Origin of the sequence: Streptomyces sp. NPDC005899, from assembly GCF_040629645.1 — a bacterium.
In the GTDB taxonomy this organism is placed as follows: Bacteria; Actinomycetota; Actinomycetes; order Streptomycetales; family Streptomycetaceae; genus Streptomyces.
Genome location: NZ_JBEXWB010000093.1, coordinates 1 through 18,543, shown reverse-complemented (window position 1 = coordinate 18,543; position 18,543 = coordinate 1). Strand labels below are relative to the sequence as shown.

The 18,543-nt window shown below is 71.2% G+C and carries 13 protein-coding genes and 1 pseudogene; 12 read left to right on the top strand and 2 right to left on the bottom strand.

The window, feature by feature from the left end:
• From ABZ371_RS13825 to ABZ371_RS13780, 10 genes and pseudogenes are all read left to right on the top strand, one after another.
• Positions 1 to 374, top strand: a 374-nt coding sequence (locus tag ABZ371_RS13825; RefSeq protein WP_358678071.1) for a phosphopantetheine-binding protein, incomplete at its 5' end; no start/stop codon positions are given.
• Positions 367 to 6,645: a beta-ketoacyl synthase N-terminal-like domain-containing protein gene (locus tag ABZ371_RS13820; RefSeq protein ID WP_358678068.1), complete on the top strand. Its 6,279-nt coding sequence runs from the start codon at positions 367 to 369 to the stop codon at positions 6,643 to 6,645. The genes ABZ371_RS13825 and ABZ371_RS13820, both read left to right, overlap by 8 nt.
• Positions 6,638 to 7,369, top strand: coding sequence for an alpha/beta fold hydrolase (locus tag ABZ371_RS13815; protein ID WP_358678065.1), 732 nt, complete (start codon positions 6,638 to 6,640; stop codon positions 7,367 to 7,369). The genes ABZ371_RS13820 and ABZ371_RS13815 overlap by 8 nt, the downstream gene beginning before the upstream one ends.
• Complete coding sequence (locus ABZ371_RS13810) at positions 7,366 to 8,610, top strand: cytochrome P450 (protein ID WP_358678062.1); 1,245 nt, start codon at positions 7,366 to 7,368, stop codon at positions 8,608 to 8,610. Before ABZ371_RS13815 ends, ABZ371_RS13810 begins: the two co-directional genes overlap by 4 nt.
• Entirely contained in the window at positions 8,603 to 10,030 is a 1,428-nt protein-coding gene (locus ABZ371_RS13805; protein WP_358678060.1) for a condensation domain-containing protein, read from the top strand. The genes ABZ371_RS13810 and ABZ371_RS13805 overlap by 8 nt, the downstream gene beginning before the upstream one ends.
• On the top strand, positions 10,027 to 11,388 hold the full coding sequence (locus ABZ371_RS13800; protein ID WP_358678057.1) for a DUF6002 family protein: 1,362 nt from the start codon (positions 10,027 to 10,029) through the stop codon (positions 11,386 to 11,388). The genes ABZ371_RS13805 and ABZ371_RS13800 overlap by 4 nt, the downstream gene beginning before the upstream one ends.
• Complete coding sequence (locus ABZ371_RS13795) at positions 11,385 to 12,518, top strand: hypothetical protein (RefSeq protein ID WP_358678054.1); 1,134 nt, start codon at positions 11,385 to 11,387, stop codon at positions 12,516 to 12,518. Before ABZ371_RS13800 ends, ABZ371_RS13795 begins: the two co-directional genes overlap by 4 nt.
• Positions 12,515 to 13,423 (top strand): LLM class flavin-dependent oxidoreductase, encoded by a 909-nt coding sequence (locus ABZ371_RS13790; RefSeq protein WP_358678051.1) that lies wholly within the window; start codon positions 12,515 to 12,517, stop codon positions 13,421 to 13,423. The genes ABZ371_RS13795 and ABZ371_RS13790 overlap by 4 nt, the downstream gene beginning before the upstream one ends.
• A gap of 194 nt (positions 13,424 to 13,617) precedes the next feature.
• The gene (locus ABZ371_RS13785) at positions 13,618 to 14,988 is read left to right on the top strand and encodes a hypothetical protein (protein ID WP_358678048.1); all 1,371 of its coding nucleotides are present in this window, start codon (positions 13,618 to 13,620) and stop codon (positions 14,986 to 14,988) included.
• Between the two features lie 235 nt (positions 14,989 to 15,223).
• Positions 15,224 to 15,588, top strand: a pseudogene (locus tag ABZ371_RS13780) (transposase); the annotation flags it as partial.
• A 19-nt stretch (positions 15,589 to 15,607) separates the two neighbouring features.
• Here ABZ371_RS13780 and ABZ371_RS13775 read toward each other — a convergent pair.
• Together ABZ371_RS13775 and ABZ371_RS13770 are read right to left on the bottom strand one after the other, a co-directional pair.
• Entirely contained in the window at positions 15,608 to 15,970 is a 363-nt protein-coding gene (locus ABZ371_RS13775; protein ID WP_358678073.1) for a transposase, read from the bottom strand.
• A gap of 12 nt (positions 15,971 to 15,982) precedes the next feature.
• Positions 15,983 to 16,591: a DinB family protein gene (locus tag ABZ371_RS13770; protein ID WP_358678045.1), complete on the bottom strand. Its 609-nt coding sequence runs from the start codon at positions 16,589 to 16,591 to the stop codon at positions 15,983 to 15,985.
• Positions 16,592 to 17,035: 444 nt separating this feature from the next.
• Here ABZ371_RS13770 and ABZ371_RS13765 point away from each other — a divergent pair, with 444 nt between their 5' ends.
• Together ABZ371_RS13765 and ABZ371_RS13760 are read left to right on the top strand one after the other, a co-directional pair.
• On the top strand, positions 17,036 to 17,542 hold the full coding sequence (locus ABZ371_RS13765; protein ID WP_358678043.1) for a hypothetical protein: 507 nt from the start codon (positions 17,036 to 17,038) through the stop codon (positions 17,540 to 17,542).
• 194 nt (positions 17,543 to 17,736) lie between these two features.
• Complete coding sequence (locus tag ABZ371_RS13760) at positions 17,737 to 18,471, top strand: nucleotidyltransferase (RefSeq protein ID WP_358678041.1); 735 nt, start codon at positions 17,737 to 17,739, stop codon at positions 18,469 to 18,471.
• Positions 18,472 to 18,543: the final 72 nt, after the last annotated feature.

The following is an 18,543-nucleotide window of genomic DNA, read 5'->3' as shown; positions in this document are numbered from 1 at the left end:
GGCCTGTCCGGCCGAGGCCCGGTCCGCCTACGGCACTCACTCCCGACGAGCGCCGGGTGCTGGCCGTGTGGGCCACCGTCCTGGGCCGGCCCGTCGAGTCGCCGACGGTCTCCTTCTTCGAGGCGGGCGGCAACTCGCTGCTCGCGCTGACGCTCTACCTGAAGCTGAAGGGCGCCTTCCACCAGCCCTTCGTCATGAACGACTTGTTCCGCTTCCCCACCGCCCGCGGCTTCGCCGCGTTCCTGACCGGCGGAAGCACCGAAGCCCGGCCACCCGCCCCCAGGGGAGCCCTTGGCCGGGACGCCAACCGAATCGCTACCGCGGCCGCCCGACGAAGGCTGGCCAGGGGACGGGAGAAGAACACGGGTGAGTGACGACCGGCCGGACACGGCCTCCACCGACATCGCCATAGTCGGACTGGCACTGCGGCTGCCCGGAGCGGGGGACGCCGACACCTACTGGCGGCGGATCTGCGCCGGCGAGGAACTCCTGACCACCTTCGACGACGAGGAGTTGCGCGCGGCCGGCGTCGCCGAGGAACTGTTGCGCGATCCGGCCTTCGTCAAGGTCAGCGCCCTCATCGAGGACTCCGGCGACTTCGACGCCGAGTTCTTCGGGATCGCCCCGAGCGAAGCCCGGCTGATGGACCCGCAGCACCGCATATTCCTCGAACTCTGCTGGCACGCCCTGGAGGACAGCGGATACGACCCGAGCCGCTATCCCGGTGACATCGGGGTGTTCGCCGGCGGAGGCCGACACGCCTACCTGCGGTACATCGAGCCGCACTTCGACCACGCCGACTACCTCGACGGCTCCATCCGGGGACTCCAGGCGGACATCGGCAACTACGGCGACTTCCTGGCCACCCGCGTCTCCTACCGGCTCGGTCTGACCGGCCCGTCGCTGAACGTGCAGACGGCGTGCTCGACCGCCCTCGTCGGCGTCCACCTCGCCGTGCAGAGCCTGCTGCTCGGCGAGACCGACCTCGCCCTGGCCGGGGCCGTCAACGTGCACACTCCACAAGTCAACGGCTACATCTTCGAAGAGGGTTCGATCTGCTCACCGGACGGCCATCTGCGCCCGTTCGACGCCGGGGCCAACGGCTCGGTCTTCGGCAACGGCGGCGGCGTGGTCGCCCTCAAGCGACTGGAGGACGCCCTCGCCGCCGATGACCGGATCGTCGCGGTCATCAAGGGCTCGGCCATCAACAACGACGGCGACGAGAAGATGAGCTTCACCGCTCCCAGCATCATCGGCCAGGCCGAGGTCGTGGCCCGCGCCCAGCGGGTCGCCCAGGTCGACCCGCGCACCGTCGGATACGTCGAGACACACGGAACCGGAACGGCCCTCGGCGACCCCATCGAGGTCGCCGCACTCACCTCGGCCTTCGACGTCCGGGACGCACCGGCCCCCTTCTGCGCGCTGGGAGCGGTCAAGGCGCAGATCGGCCACCTCGGCCCGGCGGCCGGCATCGCCGGACTGATCAAGGCCGCACTGGTCCTCGAACACGGCCAGATCCCGCCGGTCGTCAACTTCGAGACGCCCAACCCGGAGATCGGTTTCGACGGCTCGCCCTTCTACGTGCCCACCGAGCTGACCGAGTGGGAGGGCCACCGGCGCGCCGGTGTCAGCGCTTTCGGTGTCGGCGGCACCAACGCCCACGTCGTCCTGGAGCAGGCGCCCGAGCGCACCGAAGCCGGACCGGAGCGAACCCGGCCTACCCCCCTGGTGCTTTCCGCCGCCTCGCCGCAGGCCCTCGAGAGGCTGCGCGACTCCCTGGCGGCCCGACTGCGGCAAGAGCCCGGGCCGAGGCTCGACGAGGTGGCACGCGTGCTCGCCACCGGACGCCGGCGTTCCCGGCACCGGCTCGTCGTCACCGCGGAGAGCACCGCCGAGGCCGCCGCGCTGCTGACCGCCGCCCGGCCCGCGCCCTTCTCCGCTCCCGATGGTGAACTTCCGGTCGTCTTCGCCTTCCCGGGGCAGGGCGCCCAGTACGTCGACGCCGGACGGGACCTCTATCACGCGGACGCCGTATTCCGTGAGACCGTCGACGCCCTGTCCGAGCGGCTGGTCGCCACCGACGGGCTCGACGTGCGCACCGTGCTCTTCCCCGAAGAGGACGACCGGCCCGACGCCGCGGCACGGCTGCGGCAGGCGCTGTACGCCCAGCCCGCCCTGTTCATCACCGAGTACGCGCTGGCCACCGCGCTGATCGCAGCGGGTGTCGAACCCGATGTCATGATCGGCCACAGCATCGGCGAGTACGCCGCGGCCGCGCTGGCCGGGGTGCTGACGCCGGAGGACGCGCTGCGTCTGGTCGCCGCCCGCGGCCGCCTCATGCACACCGGGACGGAGCCGGGCGCCATGATGGCCGTCGGCCTCCCCGAGGCGGACCTGCGCCGCATCCTGCCGCCCGACCTCGACGTCGCAGCCGTCAACGCCCCCGAGCAGACCGTGGTCTCCGGATCCGTCGAGGCCATCGCCCGCTTCGACGACCACCTCGCCGACACCGAGCTGCTCCACACGGTGCTCGGCACCTCGCTTGCCGCGCACTCCTCGCTGATGGAGCCCATCGTCGAGGAGTTCCGCAAGGTCGCGCACTCGGTCTCCTACCGGTTGGCCACCCGGCCGTTGGCCTCCACCCTGCTCGGCACGATGGCCGAGCCCGGCACCATGGCCGACCCGGAGTACTGGGTCCGCCACCTGCGCCGGACGGTGCGCTTCATGGACGGAGCGCGCGCCGTCCTCGCGCTCGGACCCGCTCTGGTCGTGGAGTCGGGACCGGGCCGGGCCCTGGGCGGAATGTTCCGCCAGGCCGATGCCGAGGTGCCCGCCGTCACCCCGTGGGTGCAGAAGGAGCGCGCCGCCGAGCCCAAGTCGACCGCCGAGCTGGCCGGCGCGGTCTGGTGCCGCGGTGGCAAGGTCGACTGGGAGCGTCAGCTGACCGGCAGTTCCGGTCGCCGGATCGCGCTGCCCGGTTACCCCTTCGACCGCGCCACGTACTGGACGAACCTGCCCGCACGGCCCGGGGCGCCCGTGCTGCCCTCCTCTCCGTTGCCGCTGCGCCGGCAGACATTGGTCCAGCGCCCGCACTGGGTCGACGCCCCGCTCGACACCGACTCGGCGGGCGCGGTCCGCCGCGTGCTGGCTCTGGTCCCCGACGCGGACCACCCGGCGCTCGCCGCAATGCGGGCCGACGGCCACACCGTCGTGGCGCTGCCTCTCGCCGCGGGGGCGGACGGCCCCGGCGTGGCCGCGCTCCTGGACACCCTGGAGGCGGAGCACGGCGGGTTCGACACCGTCCTCCACGTGCCGAAGGGCCGACCGGACGGGGAAGCCGCCCTGCGGGACCTGGTACGCGACGTCCTCGCGGAGGGCTTCTGGCCGCTGCTGCACGTCGTACGCGAGCTGGCGGCACGCCGCCGAGCCGACGTCGACGTCCTGATCGCCACTACCGGCGCCCGGCAGGTCACCGCCGATGAACGGCCACACCCCGAACTGGCCCTGCTCGCGGGACCCGCCCGGGTCCTGCCGCAGGAGTACCCGGGCATCCGGGTGACCGAGGTCGACCTCGACCCGACCGCGGCTCCCGAGGCCGCGGCGCGGCTGATCGCCGCTGAACTGCGGCACGCCGCGGGCTCCGCCCCGGTGGTGGCCCACCGTGGCGCGGAGCGCCGGGCCCTCCGCTTCGAGCCGGCCGACGACGCCGCGCACGGCACACCCTGGGAGCACGGCGGGCGCTACCTCGTCACGGGCGGGCTCGGGGGCATCGGTTCGGCTCTCGCCGAGGAGGCGGCCAGGCACGCGGCGGGCGTCACCCTGGTCCTCACCCACCGCACCGAACTTCCGTCCCCGCACGAGGCCCGGCTGCTCCTGGCCGACGACACCACGTCGGCCGCGCTGCGCCGCCGTCTCGAAGGGCTGGCCAGGCTGGAGGCGGCGGGCGCACGGGTGCATACCGTACGGGCCGACGTCGCCGACCGGGACGCCATGAGCCGGCTGCGGGCGGAGTACGGGCCGTTCACCGGTATCGTGCACGCCGCCGGCGTGCCGGGCGGCCGGCTGATCGACGCCGTCGACGCCGAGCACGTGGACCGGGTCCTCGCCCCCAAGGTGGCGGGCACCATGGTCCTCCACGAGGTGGTGGCCGACGAGCACACCCGCTGGATGGCGCTCTGCTCCTCGGTCTCGTCGGTGGTGGGCGGCCTCGGCCACGTCGACTACTGCAGCGCCAACGCGTTCCTGGACAGTTTCGCCCAGTGGCGCGACGCCTCCGGCCGCCGGACCCTCAGCCTCGGATACGACGCGTGGACGGACGTGGGCATGGCGGTCGACGAGGCCCGGCGTTCGCTCGCCGAGCGCTCCACCGCCATCGACCACCCGCTCTTCACCACCGCGTGGGAGGGCGAGGACACCGCCGAGTACCACGGTGAACTGCGTGCCGGAACCGACTGGGTGATCGACGAACACCACGTGGCCGGGCACCCGATGCTTCCCGGCACAGGCATCATCGAGTTCGTCCGGGCCGCCGCCGAGCTACGTCTGGACCACCCCTCGGTCGAGATCCGCGAACTCGATCTGCTCCGCCCGCTGCCGGTGCCACCGGGCGAGGCGACCCACCTCACCGTCCGGCTCGAGGAGACCGGGGACGGGACGAGGGCTACCCTGCTGAGCCGCCGCGGCGGCTCGGCCTGGCGCGAGCACGCCACGGGCCTGGTGGGCCGGGCCACCGAGCCGGTCGCGGCGCCCACGCCGATCATCCTCCCCGCCGCGCAGGAGAACACCCCTGACGACCTCCCGCCGGGCAACCCGCTCACCTCCTTCGGGCCGCGCTGGTCGAACGTCCGGCGCAGCGTGCTCACCGCCCCCGGCGAACTGGTCCTGGAAGCCGTGCTGCCCGAGGCGTACCACGACGACCTGGCACGTCACGGGGTACACCCGGCCCTGCTCGACACTGCCGCGGGCAGTCTGCTCGGGCACGTGAGCGACCGCCCGCACCTGCCGATGTCCTACGAGCGCGTCACCGTGCACCGCCCGATGCCGGCCCGTATCCGCAGCCACGCCGTACGCAGGGTCGCGGGACAGGACTCCTCGGTGGTGTTCGACGTCCGCATCCAGGACGAACACGGCGATCCGGTGCTGGAGCTGACCGGTTACTCGCTTCGCGCGGTCGACCCGGACGAGTTGGCGGACTCCCTCGCCTCGGCCGGGCCCGCGGCCAACCACAGCCTCATATCCACCGAGACCGGTGACCTCGCGGCGCTGCGCCTGGTCGAGTCCGAACGCGACGAACCCGGTCCCGGCGAGGTCCGGCTGGAGGTCCTGGCGACCGGCCTCAACTTCAAGGAAGTGCTGATCGCCACAGGCATGCTCGACCCGGGCGACCCGGACTTCCGCTTCGGCCTGGAGTGCGCCGGCGTCGTCCGGGCGGTTGGCGAGGGGGTGAACGGGCTGCGGGTGGGCGACCCGGTACTGGCCATGGGTTCGGGCTGCTTCTCCGACCAGGTGGTCGTCCGGGCCGCGCTGACCGCGCCGATCCCACCGGGCTTGACCTACGCCCAGGCCGCGTCCGTCCCGGTCGCGTTCACCACCGCGTACGACTGCCTGCACAACCTCGCCGGACTGAAAGCGGGCGAGCGGGTACTGGTGCACGCCGTCACGGGCGGTGTCGGTCTCGCCGCCGTGCAACTCGCCCGAAACCTGGGCGCCGAGGTGTTCGGCACCGCCGGCAGCCAGGCCAAACGCGATTACGCGCTCACCCACGGGGTCGGCACGGTGATGGACTCCCGCTCGCTCGCCTTCGAGCGCGAGACGGTGGCCGCCGGAGGCGTGGACGTCGTCCTCAACTCCTTGGGCGGTGAGTTCATCCCGGCCGGCCTGCGTACCCTGCGCGAGCGGGGCCGCTTCGTCGAGCTCGGGCGGCGCGACATCGTCGCGGGCAGCCTCCTGGACCTCGGCCTGTTCAGCACCGGACGCACGTTCAGCGCCTATTACCCCGAGGACGAGTTGGCCCTCGACGACGCCTTCGCCGAGGTGGCCGCCCTGCTGCACAGCGGCGCTGTGCAGCCGCTGCCGGTGCTGACCTTCGACCTCGCCGAAGTCCGGGAGGCATTCACCCACATGTCGCGTGCCCAGCACATCGGCAAGGTGGTGATCTGCCGGCCGGGTGCCCAGGAACAGGCGGTCCGGGAGGGCGAGGCCGCCGGCGAAGGCATCACGGCGGCCACCGGCACAGCGGCCTTCCACGCGGCCCTCTCCGCGGGCGGGGCCCACCTGCTGGCCAGCGCCCGCAGTTTCACCCCCGACGACGACCTGGTCGTCGCCGAGCACGTCCTGCGGGAAACGGGGTCAGGGCTCGCCCACACCCGCCCGGAGCTCGGCTACGACTTCGCTCCGCTGGAGGCCGGAACCGAGCAGCGGCTCGGCCCGATCTGGGCCGGGGTGCTGAGCATCGAGGAGGTGGGGCGGGAGGACCGGTTCCTCGACCTCGGTGGGGACTCGCTGTACGCCACCCAGGTCGCGGCCCGGATCCGGACCGAGTTCGGCGTCCGCATCGCACCCGCCAACGTCCTCGGCGACGTACCGCTGCGGGCACTGGCACGGCTCATCGACGACGAGCTCGACGCGGGGGCGCCCGATGCCTGAACCCACCGTGGCCAGGGTCTTCTGTCTGCCCTATGCGGGCGGCAGCAGCCTGGCCTACCGCGACTGGGTCGGCCTCGGGCCCGGGATCGAGGTGGTCGCCGTCGACTACCCCGGGCGCCTGATGCGCCCGTCCGAGCCCTTGCTGGACTCGGTGCCCGAGCTGGTGGCCTCGCTGACCGAGGAGCTGTCGCCGTCCTGGGACCTGCCCTTCGTCCTGTGCGGCACCAGCCTCGGCTCCCTGGTGGCCTTCGAGCTGGCCAGGGCGGCCGAACAGGCCGGCCGGGTTCCCGAGGCCGTGGTGCTGTGCGCCTGCGCGGCCCCCGGCAGGCCGCCCCGCAGCGCGCCGGCGACGCACCTGTCGGACGCCGACTTCGTGGAGGCCGTCGCCGAGCGGTACGGCGGTGCCGTCGCCGCCCTCAGCGGCGACCCCGAGGCACAGGCCGTGGTGCTGCCGATGCTCCGCGCCGACCTGCGGGCGTTCGAGCGGTACGCGGGTGCGCCCGTCCCGCCGGCACCGGTCGCCGCCGACGTCGTCGCGTTCTCCGGCCAGCAGGACCGCTCCACCGGATTCGGTGAGATCGCAGGCTGGCGCGCCTTCACGACCGGGGATTTCCAGATCAGGTCGGTCCCCGGCGGCCACTTCTTCGTCGAGGAGCAGCCGCCCGAGGTGATCGGCGAGATCCGCGCCCGGTTGCGCGGCCGCAGCGCCGCGGAGACCTCATGAGCCGCCCGCCCAGCCGCGCCGAGCGCGGCACACCGAGCGAGGGAGACCACGTGGACGCCGGCCAGTGCCCCGTCGTCAGTTATCCGATGCAGCGCCAGGACCCCTTCCACCCACCGGCCGAGTACGAGGGCCTGCGGGCCCAGGCCCCGGTGGTGCCGGCCAGGCTCTCCTTCGCGGGGGACCGGCCCGCCTGGCTGGTCACCCGGTTCAAGGAAGCCAAGGAGGTCCTCTCCGACACCCGCTTCAGTTCGGACTCGCGGCTACCCGGGTTCCCGGTCCGGCGGGCCCACAGCACGCTGATCCGGATGGACCCGCCCGACCACACCCGATACCGAGAGATGATCAACCACGAGTTCGTCGGCCGACGGGTGGCGGAACTGCGTCCCACCATCGAGCAGTTGACCGATCGGTTGCTCGGCGACATCGCCCGCGGACCGGCCCGGTCCGATCTGCTGCCGGCTCTGGCGATGCCGCTGCCCTCGCTGGTGATCTGCCACCTGCTGGGGGTGTCCTACGCCGACCACGTCTTCCTCCAGGAACGCACCGCAGACGCGCTCCGGGCCACTTCCACCGCCGAGGAGATCGACGAGGCAGTGGCCGACCTCGGCCGTTACATGGACCGCGTGGTGGAGTCGAAGGTCGAGAACCCGGGCGACGACATCATCAGCCGTCTGGTGACCGACCACGTGCGCACCGGCGCCTGCACCCCGGAGGCGGCCGCCGACCTGGCCCGCCTGCTGCTCGTGGCCGGCCACGTGACCACGGTCAACATGATCGGCCTCGGCATCCTCACCCTCCTCCAGCACCCGGCCCAGCTCGACGAGCTGCGCCGCGACGAGCGCCTGGTCGCCCCCGCCGTGAACGAACTGCTGCGGCACCTGAGCATCACGCCCTCGCTGGCCCGGGTGGCGACGCAGGACGTGGAGGTGGGTGGCACCTTGATCCGGGCCGGTGAGGGCGTGATGGTCCTGCTCTCCTCGGCCAACCGGGACGAGCGCGAGTACCAAGACCCGGACTCCTTCGACATTCACCGCACGGAACGCGGCAACCTGGCCCTCGGCTGGGGCCCTCATCTCTGCCTGGGCGCGGCCCTGGCCCGGCTGGAACTCCAGATCGTCATCACCAGAACGCTGCGCCGGTTCCCCTCGCTGCGGCTCGCCGTCGACCTCGACAGCATCCCGTTCCGGCACAAGGTGAACATCTACGGGGTGCACGAGCTGCCGGTGGTCTGGGATGAGTAGCCCCGCCCCGGACACCCGCGAGTTCCCGCTCTCCGTCCAGCAGGAGTTCCTCTGGGAGGGGGTGCGGTTCCGGTCGCTCGGCCGGAGCATCGCCTCCAGGGGCAACCCCTCCATCGCCGTGGAACTCGCCGGAACCCTTCATCTCGGCCGGTTCCGGCGAGCCCTCGAACTGATGGTCCATCGGCACGAGTCGCTGCGCACGACGCTGACGGACCTCGGCCCCGCGCCGCTGCAAAGGGTCGCCGATGGGATCGAACCACCCTTCGCCTACGTCGATCTGGCCGAGACAGTGCCGCACGACCGGCGGCTCGCCACCGCGCGAGCCCTGGTGGCGGGCGACCAGGGCGGCGAGTTCGACTTGGTGGCCGGACCACTCTGGAGCTGCCTGGTGGTACGCGTCACGCCGTCACTGCATGTACTCTCCCTGTCCTTCAGCCATCTGATCATCGACGGCGTCTCCCTGGTCGGCTTTCTGCGCCAACTCGGTCGGCTGTACGAAGGCGAAGAGCTGGCCCCGCTGAAGCAGCAGTACCGGCACTTCGCGGAGGAGTCCCGCAGGCCCGCCGCCGACACCGCGGCTCGCGTCGGCTACTGGCAAGAACGGCTGATGCCTCTGCCCGGCCGGCTGCCGTTCCCGACCGACTACTCGGCCACCCCGCCGCCCCTGATCTCGTTCGAGGAGGAGGCATTCCGCAGCCCGCACACTCCGCAGCAGCTCCGCGAGGTCTCCCTGCGCAACTCGGCGACACCCTTCACGCTCAACCTCGCCGCGTACGCCGCGGTGCTGGCACGCACCGGCGGAGCCGAGCGTGTGGTCATCGGATCCAGCGTCGCCCGACTCGACCTCAAGGCCGACGACGACCAGCTCGGCTACTACCTGGACAACATCTTCATTCCCGTCCTGGTGCGTCCCAAGGACACCGTCGGCGAACTGGTACAGCAGGTGCGCGGCGCCGTCGTGGAGGCACAGCGCAACATCCTGCCGTACACCGAACTCGCAGCCGCCCTCAAACCGGACTTCGCGCAGAGCAGGCCCTGGCCGGGAATCCATCTCTACGACGCCTGGGTGAGGGGCCGGGTCTTCGAAGCGGCGACCGACACGGCGGCCGCGGCCTCCTTCGGCGGGACGACCGTGAAGCTCTTCCCCGCAGCCGGCGGTTCGTCGCCCCGGGCCGTCGTCGATCCGCGGCACCAGGAGGCGTACGCGCGCTACTACCTGCCGTCGCTCTACCTGAACGACGCGGCGGGCTCCAACGGATACATCGAGTACAACCGCGCCGTGTTCGCCCGACACACGGTCCACCGCCTCGCGGACCGCCAGCAGGCGTTCGTCGGCCATCTCGCCGACCCGCGGACGCCCGTGGACGAGGCCTGGCACGCCGTGAAAAGCACGACAGAGGGAAAGCGGAGACTGTCATGACTGCCGTCACCACCGAGACGGTCGTGGTCCGGGCCATGACCCGTTACCAGCCGATGCTCCGCGCCGGCGCGGAGCAGCTAGGGATGTCGGGCACCGGCCCGGTCGGCTTTCACCTTCCGGCAGACGACGACCGGCTGGCCCGCTTCCACGAGGTCTCGGACATCGCTGTCCAGCGAGCCGGAACCTGGCGCGGACACCACGTCTCGCTCCTCGACCTCATGCGCAACCCGGGCACCCGCACCACGAAGACCTTCGCGTCGCTGCACATCGTGGCCCGCGCCGTCCAGCACATCCGGGACACCGGAGAACCGCTGCTGCTCACCACGCCTACCTCGGGGAACAAGGGGACGGCGCTGCGCGACGCGGTCGCCAGGGCCTACGCCGCAGGCTTGGCCACCCCCGACGAACTGCGGGTGCTCACCGTGGCTCCCGCCCACTCGCACCCCAAACTGCGTGACAGCCCGCTGTCCGCCGATCCGGGCCTGCGGGCGGCGAACCCCCTGATCGTCGCCGACGTCAGCCGGCCGGACGACGTCAAGGCCCTCACCAGGTCGGCCTACGAGCGACTGCGCTCCGAACCCACCCGCTTCACGCCGTGGTTCACCCTCGACCTGGAGAACTACCGGATCGCCGACACCCTCCGGGCCTACGCGGAGGCCGAACTCGATCCCATCGGGCCACGGAGCCGACCCCGGGTGCACGCCCACGCGGTATCCAGCGCCTTCGGACTGCTCGGATATCACCTCGGCGTCAGCCTCCTGGAGCGCCACGCCGACTGGGGGCTACCCGCCCCGCACCGCCACCCGGGCTTCCTGCTGGTTCAGCAACTGGCCACCCCTGACATGGTGCTGAGCCTCCTGAAGGGCGGCACCGCTCGAGATCTGCTGCCCCGCTACCGGCGCCCGGAGCCGGCCGGCCCTTGGCGGCAGGAAGGGGACCCACACTTCCCCGCAGTCACCGACGCGCTGGACGAGCGGCTGGACGCCACCTTCTACACCAGCGCCCCGCCCACCTCCGCCGAGATCAACTCGCTCGTCGCACGGTACGGGGGCACCGGCGTGGTGGTCTCGCGCCGCGAGTGCCTGGATCACTACGAGGACATCGCCGCACTGCTCGCACCGCTCGGCCACCGGCTCCCCGAAGACCCGGCCGACATCCGCGAGTGGTCCCTGGTGAAGGCCGTCACGGGCGCGATGCTTGCGGCTTCGAGGCGGCTGGTGGCCTCCGGCACCGACCTGCTCGTGCACGCCTCGGGTTTCTACACCGACGACACCCTCCCACCACTGCGAGCGGGCGCCCAGCTGGAGGTCTCCTCCTCGGTGGCGATCGAGGACGCCATGCTGCGGGCCGCCCGGTGATCCGGACGTCCGCCGTCGCAGCGTGGGAGCGGGCCAAGTTCGCCTGGGACGGCAGCGGCAACCGTGTCCTGGCGACGGCCCGCCACCTGGCGGACACCGCCGTGGCGGGCCGTACCGACTGGCAGGTGTTCCGGGCCGGCCCGCTGCGCATCGGTTACGGCGGCTACCGGGCCGGACAGAGCCACGTACTGCCCTTCCTCCGGGAACGGGCGCGGGCCGCGGGGCTCCCCACCGGCCCGGTCACCGAGGAGCCCGCCGGCCATCCATTCCCCGACGTGGACGTTCTCCTGCTCGGCTGTTCGCCCCGCCGCGCCGCCGCCCTGCCGTCCACGGCCGCGGTCGTCGCGCCCTTCCGCGTCCACCTGGTGCTGCCGACCACCGAGGCCGGCCGACCGCGACCGGTGGTGGTCTCCCGCAAGGAGCGCCAGCGCTTCGCTCGCGAGCGGGACCGACGGGGCTGGGAGCTGGAGGAGACCCGCTCCGGTGCCGACCTCACCTTCTTCTACCACCGCATGCACGTGCCGACGATGGCCCGTCGACACGGAGATGACGCCCGCTCGGTCGGGCTCCGGACCGCCCGCGACTCGATCCTGGCGCGGGGGGTGCTCTTCTTCGTGACCGAGAACGGCGAGCGCCGGGCCGGGATGCTGTGCAGGCGGGATGCCGCCGGCCGCCGGCTCACTCTGCGACTCGCGGGCGTCCTGGACGGTGCCGCGGAGCACTATGACTCGGGCATCTTCATGGCCACGTACCTGCTCATAACGCGCTGGGCCAACGACCGGGGCATCGAGCGGCTGGACCTGTCCGGCACGGAACCCTTCCTCAGCAAGGGAATCCTGCAGTTCAAGCGCAAGCTGCACCCCCGCGTCGAGCTGCCTCCCAACCATTTCGCGCGCAAGCGGCTGTGGCTGGGAGTCCGTCGCGACACCCCCGCCGTACGCGATCTGCTCGCGGCCAACCCGGTCCTCGTCCTGAGGGAGCACGGAAGGATCGAGGCGGTGTACTTCCACGACGCCCGACGGCCCGCCCGCACCGACCTGCGTTGGGGAGGCCTCGGACTCGACGCAGCCCGGTACGTGAACCTGGACGAGTTCCTGGCCGGCCTGCCGTCGGACGGCGGCCCGCGATGAGCCTGCGTGTCGGCCTGGTGATCCTGCCCGCCACCCGTTGGCCCGCGGGCGGTGAAGCCTGGCGGCTGGCCGACGAGATGGGCTTCGCCCACGCCTGGACATATGACCACCTCGCCTGGCGGGACCTGCTGGACCAGCGGTGGTTCGCCGCTGTGCCCACCTTGGCCGCAGCCGCCGTCACCACCCGCCGCATCGGCCTCGGCACCCTCGTCGCCTCACCCAACTTCCGCCACCCCGTACCGTTGGTGAAGGAGGCCCTGACCCTGAACGACCTCTCCGGAGGCCGCTTCGTCCTCGGTATCGGTGCCGGGGCCGGCGGGCCGGACGCCACCGTGCTGGGGCGACCGGAGCCGCGTCCGGCCGAGAGGACCGCGCGCTTCGCCGAGTTCACCGCACTCACCGACCGGTTGCTGCGCGAACCCTTGGTGGACCACGCCGGCGACCACTTCCGAGCGAGAGCCGCCCGTACCGACCCCAGCCAGGGCCCGCGGCGGGCCCTGCCTCTCGCGGTGGCGGCCGGTGGACCCATCGGAATGCGCCTCGCCGTCCAGCACGCCGACATGTGGATCTCCAACGGCTCCTCGCCGCGGCCGGGCCTGGTCGCCCCGTCGGTCACACCCGGGCTGGCGACCCGCCAGCTCCGTCGGCTCGAGGAGCTCTGCGCGGAACTCGGGCGGCCCCCCGCCTCGCTGCGGAAGCTCGTCCTCGACAGCAACCGGACCGATCCGCCGCTGGCCTCGGTAGCCGCGTTCACGGAGGCGGCCGGCCGCTACCGGGAGGCCGGTTACACGGACATGGTGGTGCCCTTCCCCCGCCCGGAACCGCCCTACGCGGGCGACCTCGCGGTCCTGGAGCACATCGCGTCCGACGTGTTACCCGGTCTCCAGGGCGATCGTCCGGCGTAGGCCGTGCCCGGCCCATCAAGGCCGGTCGGAGTGCGACGTCAGCTGCGGGAGCCCGCAGCCCCAACGGAGCGTCCAGGAACATCCCGCCGCCGGACGTCCCTGCGCCACGCGGTTCACCGGCCCTGACGCCACGCCAGTCGGCGGGCATCACGGCATGCCCCCCGATCACACCGTTCGTACAGAAGGAGAGCACCGTGTCAGGAACGCACCCGTGGTTCGGAGCCGGCATCTCGCCGACCGGTCGGGCACAGAGCGCCGAGCAGGTCAAGCAGACACTGCGGCACGAACTCCGCGACTGCGGGACTCGCCTCCAGTCGGAGGTGCTCGCCCTCCAACCGCTGATCGCCGCCCGGGATGCCTACGACGAACTGTTCAGCTCGGCGCGCGGCCTGCTGAGCCTGCTCGAGCGGGCCGTCCGCGAGGCCGCACCCGACCGCGCGGGGCGCCTGAAAGCCCTCGGCACCGACGAGGAGCCGTACCCCTTCTTCGTCACCGACGAGGACTTCGAGATGCGTTACGCCTCCGCCATGGCCCGTCCCGACGTGGTGATCGGTCCCGACGGACCCAAGTTCCTGGAGTTCAACGTCAGCGGTACCTTCGGTGGTCCTGCGGAGATCCACCTCTTCACCAAAGCGTGGACCCGGATCTACGGCGGTCCCGACGCCGCCCCTTTCGAGGGACACGAGCCCTTCGAGGCCCGCGCCGCCCTGTACCGCGACGTGTGCGCCGAACAAGGGCTGCCGCCGGCCGTCGCGCTGCTCGGCAGCCGTCTCGACCGGCCCGGTGCCGAGAGCGCCCGCTACTACGAACTGGAGTCCGACCATTTCCGCCGACACGGTCTGGCCTCGGAGTTCCTGGAACCGGCCGACCTGCCCAGCGGTGGCGGGGAGGAGCTCCGGTACCGACTACTGCACCGTTACTTCGCGATCGACGACTGGCGGGACCTCGGGATCAGCCTGGAGCCCGTACACCGCGCGGTAGCCCAGGGCGCCCTGCTCTTCCCACCGCAGAGCAGCTACCTCCTGGCGAACAAGAAGACACTCGCCTGGATCTCCGAGGGACAGCCCTGGATGACCACCGAGGACCGGAAGCTGGTGGCCCGCTACGTGCCCTGGACACGACTCGTGTACTCCCGGAAAGTCGACTGGAAGGGCGAGAGCCACGACCTCGCCGCCCTGCTTATCGAGCACCGTCGGGATCTCGTGCTGAAGAAGGCGATCGGCATGATGGGCCTCCAGGTCGTCCTGGGCCCCTGCGCCACAGAGCGCGAGTGGGGTGCGGCGGTGGCCGCCGCCCTCGCCGAGGGGGATTCCATCGTCCAGGAGTACGTGGAGCCCGGGCGCTATCGCATGGAGATGACCGGTGAGGCAGGTACCTCGTCACAGTATGTGGACATCGCCCCGGTGCTGAGTCCGGTCCTCTTCGCAGGAGCGGCCGCAGGCTGCTGGGCCCGGTACTACGGCACCGGCGAGGCCGGGATCATCGGTGCCAGCGGCTACGGGGCAACGGAGAACGTCCTGCTCGCTGCCCGCGACCGGCCTCTTCGTTCGGCCTCGCGGGACTGAGCCGGACGAGGAACCGGGCAGGGCCCGTGCGCTGTCACCGATGCGATTCGTCGCTGTGCCGGAAGGGTCGACGACACTGCCCTGCGCCCCGTACTCCACCCATCGGGTCACGCTGGGCCCGCTTCCCGCAGCGTCAAGCCGTTTCGCTGCGACTCTCGACCTGCTGCCTGAGGAGCAGAACCTCTCCGCACAGCACGCAGGTGTTCGAGGATCGGCGGCGATCCGGCGCAGCATCGTGGCGACCAGCCGCGGCCTGCTGGTCGCCACGCTGCGGCAGGGCCCCCGGAAGATCTACGCGGTCAACCCGATGGCGGCCCCCCGCTACCGCAACCGGCACGGAGGCAGCCGCAAGAAGTCGGACCCGGGCGACGCCCTCGTGCCGGCGAACATCACCCTCACCGACGCGCCGCCCGCTGCCCGCCGACACCGACCTGGCCCAGGTCGTCGCCGTCCTGGCCTGAGCACAGCAGGACGCGGTCTGGAACCGGCAGCAGGTCGCCAATCAGCTGCTGCGGTCCCTGCTGAGGGAGTAATTCCCGGCGATGATCGAGGCGTCAGGGACGAGCCGGGAACCCTGACCGGCCTGATGCCCGCCACATCTTCGTCATAAGGGGTCGCCTCAGTCACCCCCACAGCCTCGCAGGCCGTATCCGTAGCGAGTACCCGATTTTCGCCAAGAACCAGCCTCCGCTCGACGGCTTGGTACCGCCCGGTGCGGTCTCCGTCTCAACTCGGCCTCGGCCCACGGGCTGAACCCGCGGTGCGCGGTGGCCGGCGATACGCCGAACGCTTCCGGCAGATAGCGCCACGCACACCGACTCGTCAGTATGTACGCCACAGCCGTGAACACCGCCGGCTCGTCAAGCGGAGCGGTCCCGCCACCTCGAGGTCGAGCCGCGAACGACGGCAGTAGCGGGGCGACCCGTTCCCAGAGCTCATCAGGAACCAGACACTTCGATAGATCAGCCCTCACGGCCGCCATCATGCCGCTCGATCATCGAGTCACGTGGCACACCCCTCTGGCCTGTGACGATGCGGCCGATCTGGCGGCCTGCTCGATCTTCGCGCAGTAGGCGTCGCGGGCTTTCTCATCGATCTGCATCTCATGTTCGGGACGCATACCGGTTCGGCCGTCGACGCCTTCGCGCAGGATGTCGGCGTGCCCGGCGTGCCGGTTGGTCTCTCCGAGGACGTGGACCATGACGGCGAACAGGTTGGTGTCGGAATGAGGCTCCGGCCACCACGGCACGTGGCCGGGGGCATCGAGGGAAAGCTCGTTGATCCTTGCGTCCGAGTGTTCCCACGTACGCCGGTAGAACTCGATGATCTGATCGCGGGTCTCGTTCTCGGTCGCCCACAGATCGCTGCCGTCGTGGTCCTGCCACCGGGGCAGCGGTTCCGGGAAGGGGCGGTCGAAGACCTCGCCGAAGTACCTGGCTTCGACGCTGGCCACGTGTTTGACCAGGCCGAGGAGGTTGCTCCCGGTCACGGTCAATGGTCGGCGGGCGTCGTACTCGGAGAGGCCGTGGAGCTTCCAGACGAGCGCCTCGCGGTCCCGCCGCAGTCGCCCGTGCAGGTTGTCCTTCGCGAATTCATCGATCATGCGGCATCAGCCTGCCATGGGCTACTCGCGGCCTCAGATTCCCTCCGTGGACAGCAACGATTGGAAGGGCCGAAGCCTGGCAATGGCTAGATCCCTGAGCTGCCATAAGAAGCCGACGAACGTGCCACGTGAGACATCCTCTAACACCAGCTCTGGCTCAGCCCTCGCGTTGTCAACTTTCCCTGTAGTAGCGGAGTTGGGGCAGCCCGCCGTCGCGGAGCTGGCCCAGCGCTCTCACCGGCTGCCCTTGTCATGCGGGGCTGTCGACTATGGGCTGTCGGCGTCTGGCTCGGCCTGTAGGCGGCGAAGCATGATCATCAAGAAGGCGGCTGCGGCGAGGACGGCCCCGAGCGCGATGGACACTGTCGCCGCGTCCGCGATGGTCCGCCGAGTGGGGCTGGTCGCGGGCTGGCACGTCGGATCGCAGTCCCATGCGATCGCCCGATGCCTTCTGGCGGACCAGGCCGTGACCAGTCCGAGGCCGAGAAGCAGGACGCCGGTCCAGAACATTCTGCGGACCATGAGCAGGTACCTACGCGAATGGATATCGAGCATCCCATCAAGGTCTCAGGCAGCGGAGCTCCCGGGCAATACGGTGAAACCGCTCATCACCGGGCAGCAGCCCCTGATCGTCGGCCAGAGGACGCCCTCCGGCGCCGTCCACACCGCCGCCGCCTCTGGGCCCGCGCGGACGTGCGCGCCCGCACCCATGGACGCAAAACGTACCGGCACCCTCTGGTCGGACTGCTGGAACTGCACCGTGAGAACTTCACGCTGCCGAACGAATTAGGCATCGAGCTGCTGGTGCTGTACCCGGCCCCTGCCAGCCTCGCCGAGGACGGACTACGCCTGCTCGCCAACCTGGGCGCCGACAAACGGCAATGCGCATCCCCAGTGAAGGCCCAGATCCGCAAGCAGTGGTGTTCGGTTGCGAGGCTCGGCCTCGCGTGAGCCCGCGCACATCCTGCCGCCGCAGCACCCCCGCGGGTTGGGGAACGAACGAGGACGGCGAGGTGCGTCCATCGATCCTGGCGGGTTGGTGCTGCACCGCCCGCTGGCGGATGCGTGGGCGTTTCGATTCGCGGACGCCGCACCGCCTCGGAAATCCGCTCGGCAGCACGCACACCGCAAGGCACAGTGGCCCCATGGACAAACGAGGGTTGGACCGCGACGGAGCGATCGCACGCGAAGGCGCACTGGACCGAGTGCCGGCAGCGTTCGTTCCCGTCGTCGATGCCGCCCGCGCTCACATCACCCACCTCGACCTCCAGCTCGCCCTCCACGATGAGCCCACCGAAGCCGACCGCGCTGACGCCGAAGCGATCGAGACCGTACTCGACCGTACACTCCCGCAGATCGATGGCGTCGGGATCCTGCTGACCAGCACGCGGGTTCTACTCAGCGACCTCGAACGTCACGATGGCGGATTCTTCATCGCCTGCCTCTGCACCCCGTTGCTGGGCCCTGACCTCGCAGAACAGCTGCCCCGTTACCACCCCACAGCCCTACTCGCGCGGGAGACCAACGGCGACCTCGCCCGCGTGCTTCCACGCTGGCGTGCCCGAGCAGCCCAAGCCACCACGGACGCCGATCGCCGGACCCTCAGCCGTCTCGTCGGCCGTCGCCTCGTCCGCACAGGATTCACCCTGATCATGCCCCGATGGGGCGGCTGGACCAGCGACCTCGACCAGTCCGCCGAGCTCTTCGGCCACCACTACCCCGAGCGCGTCGAGCAGATGCGTGTCGCCGCGTCCACGGGCCGTGCGCCCTCACCCGACCAAGCGGTGCTCGGGATGCTCATCAACGACCTGGGCCCTTGGCTCGCGGCCGAGTACACAGCCGCGCACGGTGAGAAAGGGGACTGCTGCATGATCGGGTGACAGTGGGGTTTATGCAGCCAGGGCTGCGGGTGGAGTCATGATGGCTTCGTACTCGACGGGGGTCAATCGGGC